The following is a 19,372-nucleotide window of genomic DNA, read 5'->3' as shown; positions in this document are numbered from 1 at the left end:
GCTAGAACTCCGCGTACATCCGTCCGGGGTTGAACAGCCCTTGCGGGTCCAGTTGCGCCTTGAGTTGCCGGTGATATCGCAGCAGCGCCGGGGCCAGCGGCTGGAACGGTGTGTCGCTGGCGCCGTGACTGAAACAGGTGGCATGGCCGCCCAATTCCTGGGCCATCGACTGAATGTCGCGGGCCTCGGATTTCAACCAGCGTTGCGCGCCGGCCCAGTCGATCAATTGCTCGCCGGGCAGCGATAGAGGCCCGAGATTGTTCGGCAGCGACAGCCGCCACAAAGGCAGGCCCTCATCGAAAAACGCCAGTCGCTGCTCGTTCAACGAAGCCCAATATCCTGAATCCAGCGGCTCACCGCCCAGCCGTTGATGGGCCGCCGTCACCGAGCCTTCTCCACCCTCAAGCCGCAGAAACAAACGCTCACCATCATGGCTGGCGGCGCTGATCGGCAGCGGTTGCTGGCCCCACTCGGCGAGTTTGCTCAAGGCCCGAACGCTGTCGATTTCCAGGCTGATACTCAGGCACTGCCGGGGTTTTGGCAGCACTTTGAGTGAGACTTCCGTGAGCACACCGAGGCAACCGTAACTGCCCACCAGCAAGCGTGACAGGTCATAACCGGCGACGTTTTTCATCACTTCGCCGCCGAAGCGCAGATGTTTGCCCAGACCAGTGATCACCCGCGTACCGAGGACAAAATCCCGCACCGATCCGGACCATGGGCGACGTGGCCCGGACAGCCCGGCAGCGATCATTCCGCCAACGGTGGCGCCTTCGCCGAACGACGGCGGCTCGCAAGGGAGCATTTGCCCGGCGGCATCGAGCGCGGCCAACAGTTCAGATAAAGGCGTACCCGCGCGAACGCTGACCACCAGTTCCGTGGGGTCATAGCTGACGATGCCGCGATGGGCGCGGGTGTCGAGCACTTCCCCGGCCACCTCGCGGCCGAGAAACGCCTTGCTGTTACTGCCCTGAATCCGCAGCGGCGTGGCGTTTTCCCGGGCCAGGTTGACCTGCGCCAGCAACGCCTCACTGGCATCGAATTCCAGCATCAGAAGCGCTCCAGTTCAGGGAACGGCAGTTGTCCGGCATGGATGTGCATCGCGCCGAATTCCGCGCAGCGGTGCAGGGTCGGGATGTTTTTGCCGGGGTTGAGCAGGCCTTGCGGATCGAATGCGGCTTTGACCGCGTGAAACAGAGTCAGCTCGTCGCTGTTGAACTGCGCGCACATCTGATTGATTTTCTCCCGGCCCACGCCGTGCTCGCCGGTGATGCTGCCGCCGACTTTTACGCACAGTTCCAGAATCTGCCCGCCCAACGCTTCGGCCCGGGCCAGTTCGCCGGGTTGATTGGCGTCGAACAGGATCAGCGGGTGCATGTTGCCGTCGCCGGCATGGAACACGTTGGCCACGCGCAAGCCGTGCTCGGCGCCGAGCCGGGCGATGCCTTCCAGTACGCCGGGCAGTTCGCGGCGTGGGATGGTGCCGTCCATGCAGTAATAATCCGGCGACAGGCGCCCGATCGCCGGGAAGGCATTTTTGCGTCCGGCCCAGAAGCGCACGCGCTCGGCTTCGTCCCGGGCCTGGCGTACTTCACTGGCGCCGGCCTGTTGCATTACCTCGCGCACTCGCTGGCAGTCGTCGTGGACATCAGCTTCGACGCCATCCAGTTCACAGAGCAGGATCGCCTCGGCGTCCACCGGGTAACCGGCGTGGATAAAGTCTTCGGCGGCGCGGATCGCCAGGTTGTCCATCATTTCCAGGCCCCCGGGGATGATCCCGGCGGCGATGATATCGGCCACGGCGCGACCGGCCTTTTCCACTGAATCGAAACTGGCCAGCAAGACCTTCGCGACTTGCGGTTTGGGCAGCAATTTGACCGTGACCTCGGTGATGATCCCGAGCAAACCTTCGGAACCGGTGAACAGCGCCAGCAGGTCGAAACCCGGTGAATCCAGGGCTTCGGAGCCCAAAGTCAGGCGTTCACCTTCGACCGTGAGCACTTCCAGTTTCAGCACGTTGTGCACGGTCAGGCCGTACTTGAGGCAATGCACGCCGCCCGCGTTTTCTGCGACGTTGCCGCCGATGGAACAGGCGATTTGCGAGGACGGGTCCGGCGCGTAATACAAGCCGAACGGCGCCGCGGCCTGGGAAATCGCCAGGTTACGCACCCCAGGCTGGACCCGCGCGGTGCGGGCGGCGGGGTCGATGTGCAGGATATTGTTGAAGCGCGCCATCACCAGCAGCACGCCTTTTTCCAGGGGCAAGGCCCCGCCGGATAACCCGGTGCCGGCCCCGCGCGCGACCACCGGCACGTGTTGGGCGTGGCAGATCTCCAGCAGTTTTTGCACCTGCTCCAGTCGCCGGGGCAGGGCCACCAGCATCGGCGTGGTGCGATACGCCGAGAGGCCATCACATTCGTAAGGCTTGAGTTCTTCTTCGCGCCAGAGCAGGTCCAGGTCGGGGATTTGCTGGTGCAGCCGGTTGAGCAGGGCGACTTTGTCTACGTCCGGCAGGGCGCCGTCGATGTGTTCGTCATACAGAATGTTCATCAATCCTGTCCCCAATTTCAAATATCACCCTTGTAGCAGCTGCCGAGGTACGAGGCTGCGTTCGGCTGCGAAGCAGTCGTCCAACCTGAGCACGCGGTCTTCCTGAAACACCGCGCGGCTTGATCTCACGACTGCTTCGCAGCCGAACGCAGCCTCGTACCTCGGCAGCTGCTACCAGACAAGCGAACGCAGCCTCGTACCTCGGCAGCTGCTACAAACCTAACGCAGCCTCGTACCTCGGCAGCTGCTACAAGACAAGCGAACGCAGCCTTCGGTAGGGTTACGTGCGTGGTTTGCCCAAAAACTCCTGATACAACCGCGCCGCCCTTACCGGCTGTTCAACCATCGGCAGATGACCAATCCCTTCCCAGATGTCCACCCGCAAATTATCAATGCCCTTGCTCCACACCGCGACGCTGCTGACGTCGATCATCCGATCCTTGCTCCCCCACACCAGCAGCGCCGGGCATTTGATATCGGGGAGTTTCGGTTCCATCGGCGGGCTGGCGCGGAAGTCCTTGAAGATTTCCGCAAACGCATCGCGGCTTTGTTCGTAGCGCTGGGCGATGGCGGCCATCACCACGCCGGGCACCCACGGCGGATTGGCCATGGACATGTTGTAGAAATACTGGAACTCCTCCCTTGAGTGAATCAGGAATGGGTTATGTCCCTTGTTGATCTGGCGGTCCATGTCGCTGATTTCCGGGGCGGTGACGCCGGCCGGGTCGAGCAGCGCCAGCGAGGCAATGCGCTCCGGGTAGGTGGCCGCCAGCCAGGCGGCGACGTAGCCGCCCATGGAGCTGCCGATCACGTGCACCTTCTCGACGCCGCACACGTCCAGCAACTGGATCATGCGCTTGGCTTGCAGGCCGATGTCGTAGCCGCCCCCAGCCTTGAATCCGGTTTCACCGTGACCGGCGAGGTCGGGGATGATCACCCGGTGGTCGTCGACAAAATGCCGGGCGAAGCGCAGCCACAGGTTCTTGTCGGCGGTGAAACCGTGCAGCATCAAGATGCTGCTGGACGCTTCGTACGGCCCACCTTGCCAGGTCGAGACGGTCATTTCGCTGATCGGCACGACGATCTTGTGCAGCCGATACAGCTTGGCCTCCAGGGCCATGCTCAAGTCATATATCCAATGGCCCACGGCCGGGTAGCTGAGCCAGCTCCAGGCGGCGAAAACCGCGATTGCAACTACCAACAAAAGCATCAGGCATCTTCCTTTATTACGTGATCAGGACAGTATGTGGTCGGCGGTTTTCAATGTTCGGGTCAAGCGGTGATAGCTGAAACTGAACCCCGGAAACATGGCGATCACATGACCGCTCCTGCTTTGATACCAACTGTGGCAGCCCCCGGACTTCCACACCGTGCGCTCCATTTCCCGGTGGATCATTTCAGTGTAGGTACGTTCCGCCTCGGGGCGCACTTCAATGCTGCGCAAGCCCTGTTCTTTTAGTGTGCGAATGCAGCCGAGGATGTAGTTCATCTGGGATTCGATGATGAACAGCGCCGAGGTGTGGCCGATGCCGGTGTTGGGTCCGGTGACGATAAACAGGTTCGGAAAGTCCGGCAGGCTGGTGCCCAGATAGGCCCTTGGGTATTGGGTCCAGAAGTCTTTCAGACGCTTGCCGTTTTTGCCGGTGACCGGGTAGGAAATCACCCCGTCGGTGGCGTCGTAACCGGTGGACCAGACGATCAGGTCGACATCGATGTGCTGGCCGTCCAGGGTGTTGATGCCGGTTTCATCGAGGGAGGCGATGCCCTGTTCGCGGCTGTGCAGTGTGACATTTGGCCGGCCCAGCGCCGGGTACAGGGTGCTGGAAACCACCACGCGCTTGCAGCCGATGGTGAAATCCGGGGTCAATTTGCGCCGCAACTCGGGGTCGGGCACTTGGCGTTTGAGGAAGCGCAGGGCGTGTTGCTGAACCAGGTGAATCGCCGGTTTTGAGTACTTGAAGGCAATCACCCGGGTCTCGAATTGCCAATAGATCATCCAGCGCAGCAGCTTGTAGGCGGGTTTGAGACCCAGCAGCCAACGCTGGAAGCGGCCGAACGTGCGATCGGCACGGGGCAGCACCCAGTGCGCCGTGCGCTGGAACACATGCAGGTGTTCGACGTCCGGGGCAATCGTCGGGATCACCTGGGCCGCACTGGCGCCGCTGCCGATGACGGCGACGCGTTTGCCTTTGTAGTCGTAGGAATGATCCCAGTTGTTGGTATGAAAGGTTTTGCCCAGGAAACGATCCAGGCCGTCGAAGTGTGGGACCACCGGTTGGCTCAGCGGCCCAGTCGCGTTAATCAGGAACTGCGCGTAGAACGTGCCTTTGGCGCCGGTATGAACGGCCCATCGCTTGTTGGCGTCATCCCATTCGATGCCCTCGACGTTGGCCTCCAGTTCGACTTTGTCCCGCAGGCCGAAGTGCTCCACCACATGCTGGGTATAGCGGTGCAGTTCGGCCTGTTCGGCGAACATCTGCGTCCACTGGTAGGGCGCGAAGGACAGCGAATACAGCGGCGAGGGCACGTCGACGGCCGCACCGGGGTAGGTGTTCTGGCACCAGGTGCCGCCGAAAAAGTCCCGCCGCTCCAGCAAGCGAAAATCGCTGATGCCGGCCTTGAGCAAATTGATCGCCGCACACTGGCCGCCAAAACCGCTGCCGATGATCAACACCTGGAAGGTTTGCATGAGCCTCCTCTTATCGTTGTTTATCGAACCCTTTCTTCATGTATAGCCAAAACGTGGAAGCCTGCGGTGCTTTCGCTTTTTTTGTGGGAGCGGGTTTGCTCGCGAAGGGGCCGTCACATTCGACATAGATGCCGACTGACACTACGCCTTCGCGAGCAAGCCCGCTCTCACAGGAGTGCGGAGTGTGTGCAAATGCCCCGGTATTCACCGCCAGCCGGTGATGGCTATTTGACGTTGCCCTGATAGACTCCGTTCACACCCGTAACCCTCGGTGTGAGCAGGTTCCGTTCAGTGGTAGAGGCCTCTATGGCAAAAACGGGAGGAAAGGGACTTTCACTGGCCAGGAGGCTATACACGTCGCGAACCTTGGGTCTGGCCCTGGGATTGATGTGCGTGAGCGCGGCGATGTACCCGCTCGACCCGGCGCCGTGGGTCTGGGTGGTGATGTTCTTCAATGCCCTCGTTTGGCCGCACCTGGCCTACCAATGGGCCCGCCGCGCCACACTTCCCTACCACGCCGAACACCGTAATCTGCTGGTGGACGCCTTTCTCGGCGGCTTCTGGGTCGTGGCCATGCAATTCAATCCATTGCCCAGTGCCACCACGATTTCCATGATGGCGATGAACAACGTGGCCATCGGCGGCTTGCGTTTTCTCCTGGCCGGCACCGTGGCGCAGGTCCTTGGGGTGGGCGTCGGCCTGCTGGTTTTCAGCCCCGCGTTCATCCCGCACACCAGTCCGTTGCAGCTCTATGCCTGCTTGCCCTTGTTGTGCCTGTACCCGTTGGCGCTGGGCTGGATCTGCTTTCGCCAGGCCATCACCCTCGGCCGGCAAAAACGCGAACTGCTGGCCCTGAGCCGCACCGACAGCCTCACCGGCCTGCTGAATCACGGCGCCTGGAAGGATCAACTGGAAGTCGAATTCCAGCGTTGCCAGCGCCAGAGCCAGGGCGGGGCGATTGCGTTGATCGACATCGACCACTTCAAATCCATCAACGACACCTATGGCCACGTCGCCGGGGACATTGTCCTGCGTCAGCTGAGCAAAATGCTCAAGCAAAACCTGCGGGCGGCAGATGTCGCTGGACGCTACGGCGGCGACGAGTTCTGCGTGATTCTCCCGGACCTGCCCCTCAACAGTGCCGCCGCGGCGATGGACGCCTTGCGCGATCGCTTCGCCACCCTCGGCTACGAGCAAAACCCGGCGCTGAAAGTCAGCCTGAGTATTGGTTTGGCGGCGTTCAACCCGGCGCATACGGATGCGACGTTATGGCTTAACGATGCGGATCAGGCGCTTTATGAGGCCAAGACCACCGGGCGTAATCGGGTGATCTGCTGTGGTGATGGCAAGCCCCGGCACGAATTATTCGACTCGGTCTGAGTGACCTACCTCCAACCCCTGTGGGAGCGGGCTTGCTCGCGAAAGCGGCGTGTCAGTCAACAGTGATGTCGACTGACCGGGCCCCTTCGCGAGCAAGCCCGCTCCCACAATGTCACATCCGGTATAGAGCCTTGCGCCACAGTCAGGTAGGGTTCGACTACCCCCGACAAGAAACAAGGATCGATTCATGACGTTCAAACTCACCAGCCTCGCCCTGACCCTCGCTCTCGGCGCCTTCGCCCCCGCAGCCTTCGCCGAACCCCACAAACAAGTCCTCGCCGATTCCGAGCAGTACAAGGCTGACGCCCTGAAACTGCTGGAAAAACTGGTCAACATCGATTCCGGCTCCGGCTATGAGCCCGGTCTGACCCAAGTCCGCGACATCGCCGTCGATGAGTTGAAAAAACTCGGTTTCAGCATCGAACTGGTGCCCAACACCCCGGATAAAAGTAGCCACGTGATCGCCACGCTCAAAGGCACCGGCAAGGCGAAAATCCTGCTGATGGCGCACATGGACACCGTGTTCAAGGAAGGCTCGGCCACCGAGCGTCCGTTCCACATCAAGGACGGTCGCGCCTACGGGCCGGGCGTGATGGACGACAAGGGCGGCATCGTCGCCGGGATTTACGCGCTGAAAGTCCTGAAAAACCTCGACTTCAAGGACTACGCCCAGATCACGTTCCTGCTGGATGCCAGCGAAGAAAGCGGCTCGGACGTCGCCACCGATCTGATCAAGAAAACCGCCAAGGCCCACGACGTGACCCTCAACCTCGAACCGGGTCGCCCTGCCGATGGTCTGGTGGTGTGGCGCAAAGGTAGCGCTACGGCGGTGGTCGAGGTCAAGGGCAAAGCGGCCCACGCCGGTGTCGCACCGGAACTGGGGCGTAACGCGGCGATGGAAGCCGCGCATCAGATTCTGCAACTGGGCAAACTCGGTGACGAAGCGAAAAAAACCACCATCAACTTCACCGTGCTCAAGGCCGGTGACCGCACCAACGTGATCCCGGACCAAGCCACCGCCAAAGCCGACGTGCGCGCGGCGGTGCCGGAAGAATTCGACCGCATCGAAAAAGACCTGGCGCGAGTGTCCAAGGACAAACTGATCCCGGACACCGAAGTCACCACCACCCTGCAACGTGGCTTGCCACCGATGCCACAAACTCCGGAATCCGACCGCTTGATGGCCATGGCCCAAGGCATTTACGGCGAAATTGGCCGCAAGTTGACCGAAGAAGGCAGCGGCGGGGCGGCAGATGCCAGCCTCTCGGCCGGTGTGGGCACGCCGACGCTGGATGGGTTCGGGATTGTCGGCGGCAACATTCATACGCCAGAGGAATACGCGGAAGTCGAGAGCGTGTCGCCACGGATTTATCTGTTGTCGCGGATGATTATGGAGTTGGCCAAGTCTCGCTGAGTCGCGTGCGGTCAGGGTGGGGTGGCGGGTCAGTTGGATCGTCCCCTCACCCTAGCCCTCTCCCCAGAGGGGCGAGGGGACTGACCGTGTGCTTCTTGAGAAATCCGGCGACGTGATCGACCGGGTTGAATGCGATTTCAAATGCTTTGCTGTTTGCCAATTTTGAGTTCGACGTGATCTTTCAGGTCGCAGGAACCCGCCAAAACAACTCGGTCAGTCCCCTCTACCCTCTGGGGAGAGGGTTAGGGTGAGGGGTGGTTCTCAAGCCTGGCGCCGCCATCAAAACCACCCCACAACTTTCCAAGACCTTTCCTACAACGTACCCTATTGCCGCGTTTTGGCATCGACCCCTATAGTTTCGGTTCGCGGAATAACACCGCGAACGACCTTGGCCGGTCGACTATCTGAAACGCAATAGCGTCATGTGTGTTATGGCGGCTGTGCGCGGGACATCTGCGGGTGTGCCGGGTCTTTCAGGTACCGGTCGGCCAACCCGCACACAGCTGCCACCTTCAATCGCTTGGCCGCGAACGGTGGAGGCTCAACCTGGAGTTGTCCTTATGTTCGAAGTAATGCCCCGTTATCTCCCCATCGACACCTACGACGCCGAATCCCCGGTGCTCTTCATCAACACCCAAAAAGAACTCAGCGACATGGCCGCCTGTGCCATGCACCGTTTCACTGTGGTTCGCGACCTCATGGACACCTTGTCCAGCCTCAACCTCAAGGACACTTCCGATTGCGACCTGAGCCGCATTACCCGAGCGGTGCATTTGCTGACGCGTGAAGGCTGCGCCGTGCTGAATGTGATTCAGAAGCGAGCGTTGCAGCGGGAGGAGGGGTACAAAGCCACGGTTTAGCGGTGTAGCGGCTGGCCCTTTCGCGGGCAAGCCCGCTCCCACAATGGTCCTGTGCTGATCACAAGAGGTGTGTTCAACGAAGATCCCCTGTGAGAGCGGGCTTGCTCGCGAAGGCGTTGTGATGGCCGAAACCATCACTCCTTGACGCGCATAAACTCTTCCGCAAAACGAATGTAATCCTCAGGCTGCGTGTAGGTATGCGTCAGTTCGGTCGCGCTCAGGTCCGAGGCCTGGGTAAAGATCTGACGTTGTTCACGCAGGCTGTCGTACGTCGCCTTGATCGCCGCAAAGTACGCGCCATGCCCGTCGATAGTCACGCGGACACCCAGTTCCGCCAGGCGTTTGTCGTCGCGCAGGGCCGGGTTGCCGTAGGTGACCAGCATCAGCGGCACGCTCAGGTGCTCGGCGATTTTTTCCAGTTGGTCGAAGTCCTGCACGCCGACCATGCAAATCCCGTCGGCTCCGGCGTTCTGGTATTGCTGGGTGCGGCTGATGATTTCCTGGATCGGCAGGATCCCCGCATTGGTGCGGGCGATGATCGCCATTTCCTTGTCGACCCGGGCTTCCAGCGCCGCGCGAATCTTGCCGACGCCTTCGGCCACGCCGATCAAGTCCGTGGACTTGCGGCCGAATTGGGCTGGCAGCAGGGTATCTTCGATGGTCAACGCGGCCACGCCGGCGCGTTCCAGTTCGACGATGGTGCGCATCACGTTCAGTGCATTGCCGTAGCCGTGGTCGGCGTCGGCGATCACCGGCAATTGGGCGACGCGGCCAATGCGGGTGGCCTGTTCGGCGAATTCGCTGAGGGTGATCAACGCGAAGTCTGGCGCGCCCAATACCTGCAACGAAGCGACCGAGCCACCGAGAATCCCGACTTCAAAACCCAGGTCAGCCGCGATACGTGCCGACATCGGGTCGAACACGGAGGCCGTGTGGTAGCACGTGTCGGAAGCCAGCAATTGGCGAAAGTTACGGCGCAAATCTTGATGGGAAAGCCTGGACATATGAGTTCCACCACTGCATTGGAATGGAAGGGCTTGAGCAAAAGTGTCAACGCCGAAGGAACAAAAGGCTATCACGCGCGCGGGGTCAATAGGATGACGAATTTGTCGGAGAAGGAAGCAGAGTCAAAAGTTTGCGGCCGTTGGCATTCGGAAACCGTTCACCTTGCAGCAGCTGCCGAAGGCTGCGTTCGAGTGCGGAGCGCTCGCAATCCGATGTGTACAAATGATCGGGGAAAATGCCATGTAGGGTTGGCGTGAAGTCTTGGGTGTCTGTTTTGGCGGCCGCTTCGCAGCCGAACGCAGGCTTCGCCAGCTGCTACAGCGGAGCTCGGTTTCGAGGGTCACGCCGCCACAGCCTGCTGCTCCTGATTCAACAGCGGCACCGCCCGCACGGAATTCCCCGGTTGCAGTTGCAGGCGCTTGGCGGTGAGGCGGTCGACGATCAGGCTGTTGCCCACCAGCCGCGCCTTGGCGGTGGTGATGCGGCAGTTTTCCATGCGTCGGTTATGGATCAGCCACACCGGGGCCTGGTCGTCCGGGGTGCCGATGCCCAGCACCAGCGGCTGGCTGTCGCGCACGGTGCGGATTTTCGGGACTTGGGCTTCGATCACCGGTCCGCCGTCGAAGATATCGATGTAGTCCTTGTGGGCAAAGCCCTCGGCGTTGAGGATCTTCAGCGCCGGTTGCGTGTTCGGGTGCGCCTTGCCGATCACGGCCTGGGCCTGTTCGGTGAGCAGGCAGGTGTAGAGCGGCTGGCGGGGCATCAGTTCGGCGATGAACGATTTATGGCCCAGCCCCGACAAATGATCGGCGTAGCTGAAATCCATCTGGAAAAAGTGCCGGCCCAGGCTCTCCCAAAACGGCGAGCTGCCTTGTTCGTCGGCACTGCCACGCAGTTCAGCGATGAGTTTTTCGCCGAACAGTTGCGGGAACTCGGCCACGAACAACAGCCGTCCCAGGGACAGCAACCGGCCGTTATTGCCCTCGCGCTGGTCAGGGCGCAGAAACAGCGAGCAGAGTTCCGATTGGCCGGTCATTTCGTTATTCAGGAACAAGGTCGGGATCTGCTTCTGAATGCCCAGGTCCGGCGAGGAACTGACCGTCAATCCGATCCGATAGTTGTACCAGGGCTCGCGCATGCCGACGGCACCGGTCAGGGCACTGACCCCAACCACGCGTTGATCGTCATCTTCCAGCACGAACAGGTAATCCGCGTCGGCACGCTCGACCTGTTCGGCGAAGGTCCGCTGCGACCAGCGCACGCGATGGCCCAGACGTTCCTCGTTGGCCGGCAGGGTGGTGAACCCGGGGCCGGCCTGTTGCACCAGCGCCAGCAGGGCGGGCAGGTCGGTGACGTGAACCGGACGGACAATCATGATGCAACTCCTGGTGCGCACGTGCTCGGGCGCTGTCGTTGGGCACGGGGCCGGGTGATGCTCACAGGGCGATCAGCCGGATCGGGCTGCCGTTGGTCACGTTCAGGGCGGCGCACATCTCGGCACTCAAGCCCACCGGTTGCCCGGCGTCATAGGCCAGTTCGGTCACGATGGCCCGAAAGTCCTTGAGCGAGTCGTTGCTCACCAGGTAACTGCCGCGCGCGTCGATGGCCTCGACGGACCGGGCGACGCCCGTGTGGCTGCGGGCGATGGAGCGAATGCCGACAGTGCGCGCGTACAGCGTCGGGCCGCCGTCGAACAGGTCGATGTAGCTGTTGGTTTCAAAGCCTTCGCGTTCCAGGATGTCGAACGCTTCCTGGCCGTCGGGGTGAATCCGGCCGATGCAGTCCTGCGCGGTCTGGGGCAGCATCGGCACGTAGATCGGGTATTGCGGCATCAGTTCTGCGAGAAAGCTGCGGCTTTGCAGGCCGCAGAGCCGTTCGGCCTCGACATAAGGCAGGTCGAAAAAGTGTTTGCCCAAGGCATCCCAAAAAGGTGACTGGCCTTGCTCATCGCTGTAGCCGACGATTTCGGTGATTACCGCGTCGGAAAAACGCGCCGCGTGCGCCGCGATAAACAACAGCCGCGCCCGTGACAGCAACTCGGAAAACGGCGTACGCACCAATGCGGCATCGATGTGGAAGCCGCGCAGCAAGGTGTGGCCGCTCAGATCCTGGCACAGCGACAGCGCCGGCACGCCATGCTCGATGTTCAGCTCGCGGGAGGCGCTGGTGTAGTGGCGGTTGCGCAGGCTGTAGAACGGCTCGCTGAAACCGGCGGTGGCGAGGACTTCCGAGCACCCGGTCAAACGCTGGGTGGTCAGGTCTTCAAGGACGAAAAAGTAATTCTCCGGACCATTGCCCTCGACGTCTTTGTCGAACGAGGCGCAGGAGTCGAGAATCTTCTCGCGCAGGCGTTCGCTGTCATCCGGCAGGGACGTGACGCCCACCAGGCTGTCACGGGCCAATTGTTGCAACTGGGGCAGGTCAGTTAACTCGACTGGGCGTAAGACCAGCATGGATGCACTCCTGTATCAAAGGGTTCGGCGGTTTGCCGTCGAACCTGACTATCACTGTCGGTTTCCACGCGCGGAAGCGGCGGTCGCCTGAACTGTTGTCAGACGCCGCCCTTTTTCTTGTCAGACGTTGCTCGGGTCGGGCAGCGTCGTGCTGGCGCCCAGCTTATTCAGGAAGAACAAATAGACCAGGCCCAGGGCAATCCAGATCAGGCCGAGTTTCTGTGCATCGACGCCCATGTTGTACATGATGGCGGCGACGATGATGAAGCCGATCACCGGGCACAGCAGGTGACGGATCACCTGGCCGGATTTCTGCCGGCGCCAGTAGTAATTGATCACGGTCAGGTGCAGCAGCATGAAACCGCTCAACGCGCCGAAGTTCACCAGGGAGGTGAGGGTGTCCACCGAGTTGATGAACAGGTAGCAGATCACCAGCGACAACACCGCCACCAGGTAAATGCTGATGTAAGGCGTGTTGTGTTTTGGATGGACCTTGGCCAGTGCTTTCGGGAGTTTGCCGTCCCGCGCCATGCCGAACAGCAACCGCGACACCGCCGCTTGCGAGGTGATCGCCACCGCCACGCCCCAGGCCAACGCCGTGGCCACGCCGGTGAGGGTCGCCAGCCAACTGCCGGCGGCGATTTCAGCGATTTCATAAAACGCCGTGTCGGCAGACTTGAAGCCCATGCCGGCGGCCAGGTCGGTGGCGATCCAGGTTTGCACCACGAAAATCACGCCCATTACCATCAGGGTGATCAACGCAGCCTTGCCGACGCTGCGGCCCGGGTCGCCCTTGATCTCTTCGGCCAGGGTGGAAATCGCGTCGAAGCCGAGGAACGACAGCACCGCAATCGACACCGCTTGCATCAGCAGGGCGAAGTTGAAGGTTTCCGGGTTATACAGCGGTGCCAGCGTCAGCTCACCATGACCGCCGCCGTTGTGCAGGGCATTCCAGGCGTAGAACAGGAAAATCCCCAGCACCACCAGTTGCGCCAGCAGAAACACGATGTTCATCCGCGCGGTGAAGGTGATGCCCCGCAGGTTCACAAAGGTTGCGCTGACCAGGAACGCCAGGATGAAACCGACTTTCGGGATGTCCGGATACAGGTGGTTCAACGCCATCGCCGCGTAGACGTACAGCAGCGGCGGGATCAGCAGGTAATCGAGCAGCATCAACCAACCGGCGATGAAACCGACGTGTTGATTCAAGCCCCGTTGGGCGTAGGAATAAACCGAGCCGGCAATCGGAAAGGCCCGGGCCATGCTGCCGTAGCTCAGGGCGGTGAACAGCATCGCCACCATGCCGATGATGTAGGCAAGCGGCACCATCCCCGGTGCCTCGGCGTTGACGTAGCCATACACGCCGAACGGGGCGATGGGGATCATGAAGATCATCCCGTACACCACCAGGTCCGTCAGTGACAGGCTGCGTTTCAACTCCTGCTTGTAGCCGAATGCTTCTATTTCCATGAAAGCCGTACTCCTTGTCATCTCATCGGTCGATTTTTTAATTTTTATGTCGGTGCAACCACAGCGTTTTACTTTTTCCTACAGTAACGGGGCGAGGTAGCCGGCCCAGCGCTCAATCGCCTCGGGTGTGCGCAGCAGATCGTTGCGCACCTCGATCAACACCGACTCCAGTCCACGGGCATCGCCATGCACCGGCACGGTCATGTCCCCCAGCGGATCGATTTTGTACGGCTGATTGCCGGCCACTTTAAGTGGATGCTGGCTCAGTCCGTCAATGATCCGTTGGGCGTATTGCCGGGCTTCGCCAAATAGCACACCGGCTTCCAGCGGCCGGGGCTGACCGTAATAAATCGGGGTGAAACTGTGAATCCCCACCACTCGCACCGCTTGTCCCCGGGCCAGGCGTTCGTCGATCAAGGTTTGCAAGCGCGTGTGAAACGGCTTGAACAGCGCCTGCCGACGATGTTCTCGGGTGGCTTCATCCAGTTGCTGGTTGCCCGGCACCTGATAGATCTCGCTCTGGGGCGGAATGCTGTCCGGGGCATGGCGCGGCCGGTTGAGGTCGATCAACAGCCGCGAATAATTCGCTGCCAGCAGGGTCACGCCGAGGGTTTCGGACAAGCGCTCGGCCAGCGCCAGGGCACCGATGTCCCAGGCGATGTGTTGGCGAGCGGCCTCATCGTCCAGGCCCAGGTCATTCAACGCCGGCGGAATAAAACGGCTGGCGTGTTCGCACACTAGAATCAACGGGTGCTCGGAGGCTTCCCGGCTCAGGGTGTACGGGGGCTCGGTGTAGAGCCCCTGTTCAACGGATTCAGTACAAACGGGCATAGTGCTCACACAGTTCGGCGGGCGAGAGCTGTTCCGTCAGCGTCAGTTCCTCGGTTTTCAGGGCGAAATAAGAGTCGAGCAGTGCCTGGGGCAGGGCTTCGATCAGCGCTTCACTGTTGCGCAGGCAATCCAGGGCCTGGGGCAGCGAAGCGGGCAGGGCAACAATGCCACGAGCCCGGCGTTGTTCTTCGTTCAGGGCATCGGGGATTTCATCGGTGATCGCGTTCAGCGTCAGGCGTTGCTCGATGCCCAACCGCCCGGCGATCAACAGCGCCGCCATGGCCAGGTGTGGCGAGGCGGTGGCGTCCATGGCGCGGAATTCCAGGTTGTACTGCGCCGCCACGGATTTGCTGCCCAGGCTCACCGTCGGGCAGATCCGCAGCGCCGCTTCGCGGTTGCGTTGGCCGAGGCAGGCGTAGGAGGCGCTCCAGTGATGGGGCAGCAAACGCTTGTAGGACACGGGCGTCGGCGCGGTAAACGCGCAGAGGGCCGGCAAGTAATGCAGGATTCCGGCGGCCCAGTGCTGACCGAGGGCCGACAAACCGTTGGTGGTGCCGGCGTCGTACAGCAACGGTTGCCCGGCCAAGTCTTGCAGGCTGATGTGCAAATGTACGCCGTTGCACATCGCGTGCTCGGTGGTCTTGGGCGCGAAGCTCAGGTCGAGACCCATTTGCCGGGCGATTTCCCGGGTGATTTCCCGCACGTTCACCGCACGGTCGGCTGCGACGACACCGAGCGCCGGGCGGCAAGTGATTTCGTATTGGTGCTTGCCGTATTCCGGCAGGAACATCTCGGGCTCCACGCCACCCGCGCGCAAGGCGCTGAGCAACCAGCCACCGAATTCGGCGCCCTGGCGCTGGGCCTCCAGGGAGAACGCGTGACGGTCGGCATCGCCGCTGCCCAGGTTGAATTCATGTTCGAACGCAGCGTTGACCTGCACACCCAGCTCGGCCCGATAACGCTCCACTTCATTGCGCAACAGCGTGCGCGGGCACGTGGCCCACGGGCGACCGTCGGTTTCGCAGAGGTCGCCGTGGATGAAATCCAGGGCCGGAGCATTGGCGTCCGGGCCGTTGTTGACGGTCACCCGGCTGCTTAAATCCGGAATCAAGCGCAAGTCACCGTAGGCGCCCCACGGACTGGTCGAAGCGATGACGTCTTGCGGGGTCAGCGCACTGTTGGCCGGCACCCAGCCGCAACCGACGGCTTGATAGTGCTCCAGTTCATCCGTGGGAAAGGAGCGACCGCGAGTCACGCCGATCAGGTCGGTGGTGACGATCGTGGTCATCGGCACTGGCAACAGACGCGCGCTCATGGCTGCATCTCCTGCAAACGGCCGAGCACGGTGTGGGTGTCGGCGATCCAGCAGTAACCTTTGACGGCATTGAGGCAGGCCTGATGCCGTTCCGGGGTGTAGGTCGCGCAGGCGTCTTCCACCAGCGTCACCAGGTAGCCGCGGTCGGCGGCGTCACGCACGGCCATGTCCACGCACTGGTCGGTGACGATGCCGGCGATCACCAGATGCCGGACCTCAAGGTTGCGCAGTACGTAGTCGATGTTGGTGGAGTTGAAGACCCCCGACGAGGTCTTGGGCAGCACGACTTCGTTTTCCGTCGGCGTCAGGTCATCGATGATCCGCGCTTGCGGGCTGCCCTTGGGCAGGTGCATGTCCGAGAGTTTGTGGTCCAGGGAACGGTCGCGGCCATCGGCGGTGAGGCTTTCGATCAGGGTGTGCAGCACGTTCTGCCGGGCACCGCGAAAAGCGCTGAGCAAGCGTCGCTGATTGGGCACCACCTGCATGTGGGCGCGGGTCAGGAAGTACTCGGCATCGGGGTCGTTGAGGTGCGGGTCGAACTGCGGTTCGAGCCAGGCCCGCTGCATGTCGACCAACAGCAGTGCGGTGTGGCCGGTGACAAAGGGCAAGTCACGTGGCGAGCGGTGGGGGAGCGTAAACATCCTTATTTTTCCTCCAGCAGGTGGGTGTCGAAGTCGGAGCGCAGGTTGTCGATGCCTTCCAGGCGATCGGCCAGATCCGGGCTGCGCAGGGTCAGGCAGGCGATCAGTGCTTCAATCTGGGCCAGCGCCGGGACCATGCTGTCGAACGCCGACACCGATTCCACCGGTGCACTGATGATCAGGTCAGCCATTTCCCGCAGCGGCGAGGCGTAGATGTCAGTGAACAGCACCACCCGCGCATAGCGATTTTTCGCCGCACTGGCCACCCGCAAGGCCTGGGACTGGTAGCGGCGATAGTCGAACACCAGCACCACGTCCTGGCGCTGCACGTCAAACAAGCGGTCGGGCAACTGGGCGTTGTCTTCCAGGGCGAAACAGCCGGGGCGCAGCAGACGCAAATGATTAAGCAAATAATTGGCGAGGAAACTGCTGAAACGCCCGCCGAAGCAATGCACTTGATGGCGTACGTCGAGCAGCCATTCCACGAGGATGCGCACGTCTTCAGGTTGCGTCAGGGCCTGGGTTTCCACCAGGGAACGATGGGTTTCCGCCAGATAATGGCTCCACGGATCGTCTTTTTGCAGGTGGGAGCGGGGTTGCAACAGGGTGCTGGGGGAGCGCAGGCGATGGTCCATGTCGCTGAGCAGTGCATCCTGGAATTCGGCGTAGCCACCGAAACCGAGTTTTTTCACCAGCCGCACAATGGTCGGATCGCTGACACCGGCATGTTCGGCCAGACGCGACATCGGGCCCAGTCCGTTACGCGGGTACTGGTCCAGCAAGGCGCGGACGACTTTTCGTTCCGACGGCGTAAGGTCCAGGCCGGGATCGGTGATCAGGTCTCTGAGAGGTGGCATCCCGGCTCCTGCTGGATGGATATGTCGGTTTTGTTTCACAATTCGCTAAAACAGTATTTATGTAACTCACGCTACATGTCTAGTGAATTTTTCCGTGTGTGGAGCAAGCCCGAAAGTGCGGCGAAGTGCCCGTGTAATAAGGGCTACACCGATGTCGACTGATGGTGTAGGACATTGCCCATAACCGTGTCGGAGATCGCCGTTTTCTTGGCTTGAAATGCAGGAAAAACTGTGGGAGCGGGCTTGCTCGCGAAAGCGGAGTGTCAGGCGATATCAATGTTGACTGGCAGGGCCCCGTTCGCGAGCAAGCCCGCTCCCACAGGGATTTCGCCTAGCAGGTCGTCTTGCGGCACAATCGAGCAATTGTTTGCGGCGTATTGCCGTTTGCCTACCCAGAAAAGAGTAATTGCCCGTGCAGGCGACCCGATTGACGCTGATTTGCCACGCCCGAACCGTCGCACAAAAACTGGCGCGTTTTCCTACGGATGAACCGGTGGAAATGGTTTGGCAATCGGCCAAGTGTTCCCGGCGTGGAACCTCCAAGATCCCGCCGCGCCTGCTCTGTGGCCCCGAAGCCCGGACCCGCCAGACCGCCGAGCTGTTCGGCAGCGATGCGCAAATTGTCGATGCCTTGCGCGATTGTGATTTCGGTCGCTGGCAAGGTCAGCGCATCAGTGAGCTGCAAAAAACCGAGCCCGAGGCGCTGCAGGCCTGGCTCGACGACCCGAGTTCCGCGCCCCACGGCGGCGAGTCGGTGGTGCAACTCGGTGAGCGCCTGGCGGCCTGGCTAAAGACGCTGGAGACGACGCCAGGCGACATCATCGCCATTACCCATCCCTATGTGGTTCGCGCGGTGCTGACCCACGTTCTGCACAGCACCGCGTTCAACCTGATCGACGTCGAGCCGTTGTCGGCCATCGAACTGCGGTTCACCGGCCGCTGGCGGCTACGCTTGATGAGCACTGATGCTGACGGAGGCTTTTGATGAAAACGTTGCTGGTCATCGGTATCGGCGCCGGTAACCCGGATTACATCACGATGCAGGCCGTGAAGGCGTTGAATCGGGCGGACGTGTTTTTCCTCATGGACAAGGGCCAGAGCAAAGACAAACTGATCGACCTGCGCCGCGAAATCTGCGAACGCTACATCACCGATCACGACTACCGCTTTGTCGAAGCCCACAGCCCGGAGCGGGAACGTGGCGATGTGGACTACAAGGCCAGTGTCGATGATCTGAACCTGGCCAAGCAGCACACCTTCGAACGCCTGATCAACGAGGAAATGTCCGACGGCCAGTGCGGCGGTTTCCTGGTGTGGGGCGACCCGGCGTTGTACGACAGCACCGTGCGCATCCTGCAGGCAATTCTGGCCTCGGGGCGGTGTGAGTTTGAATTCGAAGTGATCCCCGGCATCACCAGCGTCCAGGCGTTGGCGGCGCAGCATAAGGTGCCGTTGAATCGCATCGGCCGCTCGATCGAAATCACCACCGGCCGACGGCTGGCGGCAGGGCAGGTGGGTGATGCGGACAGTCTGGTGGTGATGCTCGATGCCGAAGATTCCTACCATCACGTGGCGGATCAGGAGACAGAGATTTACTGGGGGGCCTACCTGGGCACGCCGGATGAAATCCTGATCTCGGGCAAGCTCAAGGATGTGGCGGATGAGATTGAGCGGGTGCGCAAGACGGCGCGGTTGGCGAATGGGTGGATTATGGATACCTATTTGTTGCGTAAGCCTTGAGGTTGGCGGTGTCTGGGCTGACGCCTTCGCGAGCAAGCCCGCTCCCACAGGTGACCGCGTTCCAATGTGGGAGATTCTATGTTGCAGGGGAACCCTGCAGCCTCAAATTCGGCTGGTATTCGCTCTGGCTTTTCATGAGCGCGAATGCCACCCGGCACAGCTTGCGA

Annotated in this window: 17 protein-coding genes and 1 pseudogene; 5 read left to right on the top strand and 13 right to left on the bottom strand. The window is 61.3% G+C overall.

Translation table 11 applies throughout. The annotated features are described in order from the left end of the window. Window position 1 precedes the first annotated feature (1 nt). From glcE to HB680_RS00070, 4 genes are all read right to left on the bottom strand, one after another. Complete coding sequence (gene glcE, locus HB680_RS00085; protein WP_213936587.1) at window positions 2-1,051, bottom strand: glycolate oxidase subunit GlcE; 1,050 nt, start codon at window positions 1,049-1,051, stop codon at window positions 2-4. Then, the gene (gene glcD, locus HB680_RS00080; RefSeq protein ID WP_213936586.1) at window positions 1,051-2,550 is read right to left on the bottom strand and encodes a glycolate oxidase subunit GlcD; all 1,500 of its coding nucleotides are present in this window, start codon (window positions 2,548-2,550) and stop codon (window positions 1,051-1,053) included. The genes glcE and glcD overlap by 1 nt, the downstream gene beginning before the upstream one ends. A gap of 280 nt (window positions 2,551-2,830) precedes the next feature. Next, the gene (locus tag HB680_RS00075) at window positions 2,831-3,760 is read right to left on the bottom strand and encodes an alpha/beta fold hydrolase (protein ID WP_213936585.1); all 930 of its coding nucleotides are present in this window, start codon (window positions 3,758-3,760) and stop codon (window positions 2,831-2,833) included. A gap of 24 nt (window positions 3,761-3,784) precedes the next feature. Next, on the bottom strand, window positions 3,785-5,239 hold the full coding sequence (locus tag HB680_RS00070; RefSeq protein WP_213936584.1) for an NAD(P)/FAD-dependent oxidoreductase: 1,455 nt from the start codon (window positions 5,237-5,239) through the stop codon (window positions 3,785-3,787). Window positions 5,240-5,545: 306 nt separating this feature from the next. On the opposite strand from HB680_RS00070, the gene HB680_RS00065 reads away from it, so the two are divergent. Then, on the top strand, window positions 5,546-6,619 hold the full coding sequence (locus HB680_RS00065) for a diguanylate cyclase (RefSeq protein WP_213936583.1): 1,074 nt from the start codon (window positions 5,546-5,548) through the stop codon (window positions 6,617-6,619). 18 nt (window positions 6,620-6,637) lie between these two features. Here HB680_RS00065 and HB680_RS33050 read toward each other — a convergent pair. Then, a pseudogene (locus HB680_RS33050) lies at window positions 6,638-6,730 on the bottom strand (metal ABC transporter ATP-binding protein); the annotation flags it as partial. 76 nt (window positions 6,731-6,806) lie between these two features. Between HB680_RS33050 and HB680_RS00060 the strand changes: the two are divergent. After that, window positions 6,807-8,033: a M20/M25/M40 family metallo-hydrolase gene (locus HB680_RS00060; protein ID WP_213936582.1), complete on the top strand. Its 1,227-nt coding sequence runs from the start codon at window positions 6,807-6,809 to the stop codon at window positions 8,031-8,033. 560 nt (window positions 8,034-8,593) lie between these two features. Beyond that, on the top strand, window positions 8,594-8,893 hold the full coding sequence (locus tag HB680_RS00055) for a hypothetical protein (RefSeq protein WP_213936581.1): 300 nt from the start codon (window positions 8,594-8,596) through the stop codon (window positions 8,891-8,893). 134 nt (window positions 8,894-9,027) lie between these two features. Here HB680_RS00055 and HB680_RS00050 read toward each other — a convergent pair whose 3' ends face one another. The 8 genes from HB680_RS00050 to HB680_RS00015 all read right to left on the bottom strand — a co-directional run bounded on the left by HB680_RS00050 (window position 9,028) and on the right by HB680_RS00015 (window position 17,465). Continuing rightward, window positions 9,028-9,897 (bottom strand): oxaloacetate decarboxylase, encoded by an 870-nt coding sequence (locus HB680_RS00050; RefSeq protein ID WP_213936580.1) that lies wholly within the window; start codon window positions 9,895-9,897, stop codon window positions 9,028-9,030. Between the two features lie 341 nt (window positions 9,898-10,238). Next, on the bottom strand, window positions 10,239-11,273 hold the full coding sequence (gene astA, locus HB680_RS00045; RefSeq protein ID WP_213936579.1) for an arginine N-succinyltransferase: 1,035 nt from the start codon (window positions 11,271-11,273) through the stop codon (window positions 10,239-10,241). A gap of 61 nt (window positions 11,274-11,334) precedes the next feature. Continuing rightward, a complete protein-coding gene (locus HB680_RS00040) occupies window positions 11,335-12,351 on the bottom strand; it encodes an arginine N-succinyltransferase (protein ID WP_213936578.1) in 1,017 nt (338 codons plus the stop codon). Window positions 12,352-12,471: 120 nt separating this feature from the next. Then, window positions 12,472-13,821, bottom strand: coding sequence for an APC family permease (locus HB680_RS00035; protein WP_213936577.1), 1,350 nt, complete (start codon window positions 13,819-13,821; stop codon window positions 12,472-12,474). Between the two features lie 78 nt (window positions 13,822-13,899). Next, entirely contained in the window at window positions 13,900-14,652 is a 753-nt protein-coding gene (locus HB680_RS00030) for an N-formylglutamate amidohydrolase (protein WP_213936576.1), read from the bottom strand. Further along, window positions 14,636-15,967, bottom strand: coding sequence for a glutamine synthetase family protein (locus HB680_RS00025; RefSeq protein WP_213936575.1), 1,332 nt, complete (start codon window positions 15,965-15,967; stop codon window positions 14,636-14,638). Before HB680_RS00025 ends, HB680_RS00030 begins: the two co-directional genes overlap by 17 nt. Further along, window positions 15,964-16,608 carry an isochorismatase family cysteine hydrolase gene (locus tag HB680_RS00020; RefSeq protein ID WP_213936574.1) on the bottom strand — a complete coding sequence of 215 codons (645 nt, stop codon included), beginning with the start codon at window positions 16,606-16,608 and terminating at the stop codon, window positions 15,964-15,966. The genes HB680_RS00025 and HB680_RS00020 overlap by 4 nt, the downstream gene beginning before the upstream one ends. A gap of 2 nt (window positions 16,609-16,610) precedes the next feature. Further along, window positions 16,611-17,465, bottom strand: coding sequence for a MurR/RpiR family transcriptional regulator (locus tag HB680_RS00015; protein ID WP_213936573.1), 855 nt, complete (start codon window positions 17,463-17,465; stop codon window positions 16,611-16,613). A gap of 412 nt (window positions 17,466-17,877) precedes the next feature. Between HB680_RS00015 and HB680_RS00010 the strand changes: the two genes are divergently transcribed. Together HB680_RS00010 and cobF are read left to right on the top strand one after the other, a co-directional pair. Next, on the top strand, window positions 17,878-18,450 hold the full coding sequence (locus HB680_RS00010; RefSeq protein WP_213936572.1) for a histidine phosphatase family protein: 573 nt from the start codon (window positions 17,878-17,880) through the stop codon (window positions 18,448-18,450). Then, a complete protein-coding gene (gene cobF, locus HB680_RS00005; protein WP_213936571.1) occupies window positions 18,450-19,205 on the top strand; it encodes a precorrin-6A synthase (deacetylating) in 756 nt (251 codons plus the stop codon). Before HB680_RS00010 ends, cobF begins: the two co-directional genes overlap by 1 nt. Window positions 19,206-19,372: the final 167 nt, after the last annotated feature.

The sequence above is a fragment of the Pseudomonas sp. dw_612 genome, assembly GCF_018449725.1.
In the GTDB taxonomy this organism is placed as follows: Bacteria; Pseudomonadota; Gammaproteobacteria; order Pseudomonadales; family Pseudomonadaceae; genus Aquipseudomonas.
Note: the sequence above shows the minus strand (reverse complement) of the source record. Positions and strands in the feature narration are given on the sequence as shown.

What these genes read in the sequence shown, in the direction of transcription:
- HB680_RS00060 (WP_213936582.1), top strand. Translation starts at nt 6,807, where the DNA reads ATGACGTTCAAACTCACCAGCCTCGCCCTGACCCTCGCTCTCGGCGCC.
- cobF (WP_213936571.1), top strand. Translation starts at nt 18,450, where the DNA reads ATGAAAACGTTGCTGGTCATCGGTATCGGCGCCGGTAACCCGGATTAC.
- HB680_RS00040 (WP_213936578.1), bottom strand. Translation starts at nt 12,351, where the DNA reads ATGCTGGTCTTACGCCCAGTCGAGTTAACTGACCTGCCCCAGTTGCAA.
- HB680_RS00030 (WP_213936576.1), bottom strand. Translation starts at nt 14,652, where the DNA reads ATGCCCGTTTGTACTGAATCCGTTGAACAGGGGCTCTACACCGAGCCC.
- HB680_RS00055 (WP_213936581.1), top strand. Translation starts at nt 8,594, where the DNA reads ATGTTCGAAGTAATGCCCCGTTATCTCCCCATCGACACCTACGACGCC.
- glcE (WP_213936587.1), bottom strand. Translation starts at nt 1,051, where the DNA reads ATGCTGGAATTCGATGCCAGTGAGGCGTTGCTGGCGCAGGTCAACCTG.
- HB680_RS00065 (WP_213936583.1), top strand. Translation starts at nt 5,546, where the DNA reads ATGGCAAAAACGGGAGGAAAGGGACTTTCACTGGCCAGGAGGCTATAC.
- HB680_RS00015 (WP_213936573.1), bottom strand. Translation starts at nt 17,465, where the DNA reads ATGCCACCTCTCAGAGACCTGATCACCGATCCCGGCCTGGACCTTACG.
- glcD (WP_213936586.1), bottom strand. Translation starts at nt 2,550, where the DNA reads ATGAACATTCTGTATGACGAACACATCGACGGCGCCCTGCCGGACGTA.
- astA (WP_213936579.1), bottom strand. Translation starts at nt 11,273, where the DNA reads ATGATTGTCCGTCCGGTTCACGTCACCGACCTGCCCGCCCTGCTGGCG.
- HB680_RS00020 (WP_213936574.1), bottom strand. Translation starts at nt 16,608, where the DNA reads ATGTTTACGCTCCCCCACCGCTCGCCACGTGACTTGCCCTTTGTCACC.
- HB680_RS00075 (WP_213936585.1), bottom strand. Translation starts at nt 3,760, where the DNA reads ATGCTTTTGTTGGTAGTTGCAATCGCGGTTTTCGCCGCCTGGAGCTGG.
- HB680_RS00035 (WP_213936577.1), bottom strand. Translation starts at nt 13,821, where the DNA reads ATGGAAATAGAAGCATTCGGCTACAAGCAGGAGTTGAAACGCAGCCTG.
- HB680_RS00025 (WP_213936575.1), bottom strand. Translation starts at nt 15,967, where the DNA reads ATGAGCGCGCGTCTGTTGCCAGTGCCGATGACCACGATCGTCACCACC.
- HB680_RS00070 (WP_213936584.1), bottom strand. Translation starts at nt 5,239, where the DNA reads ATGCAAACCTTCCAGGTGTTGATCATCGGCAGCGGTTTTGGCGGCCAG.
- HB680_RS00050 (WP_213936580.1), bottom strand. Translation starts at nt 9,897, where the DNA reads ATGTCCAGGCTTTCCCATCAAGATTTGCGCCGTAACTTTCGCCAATTG.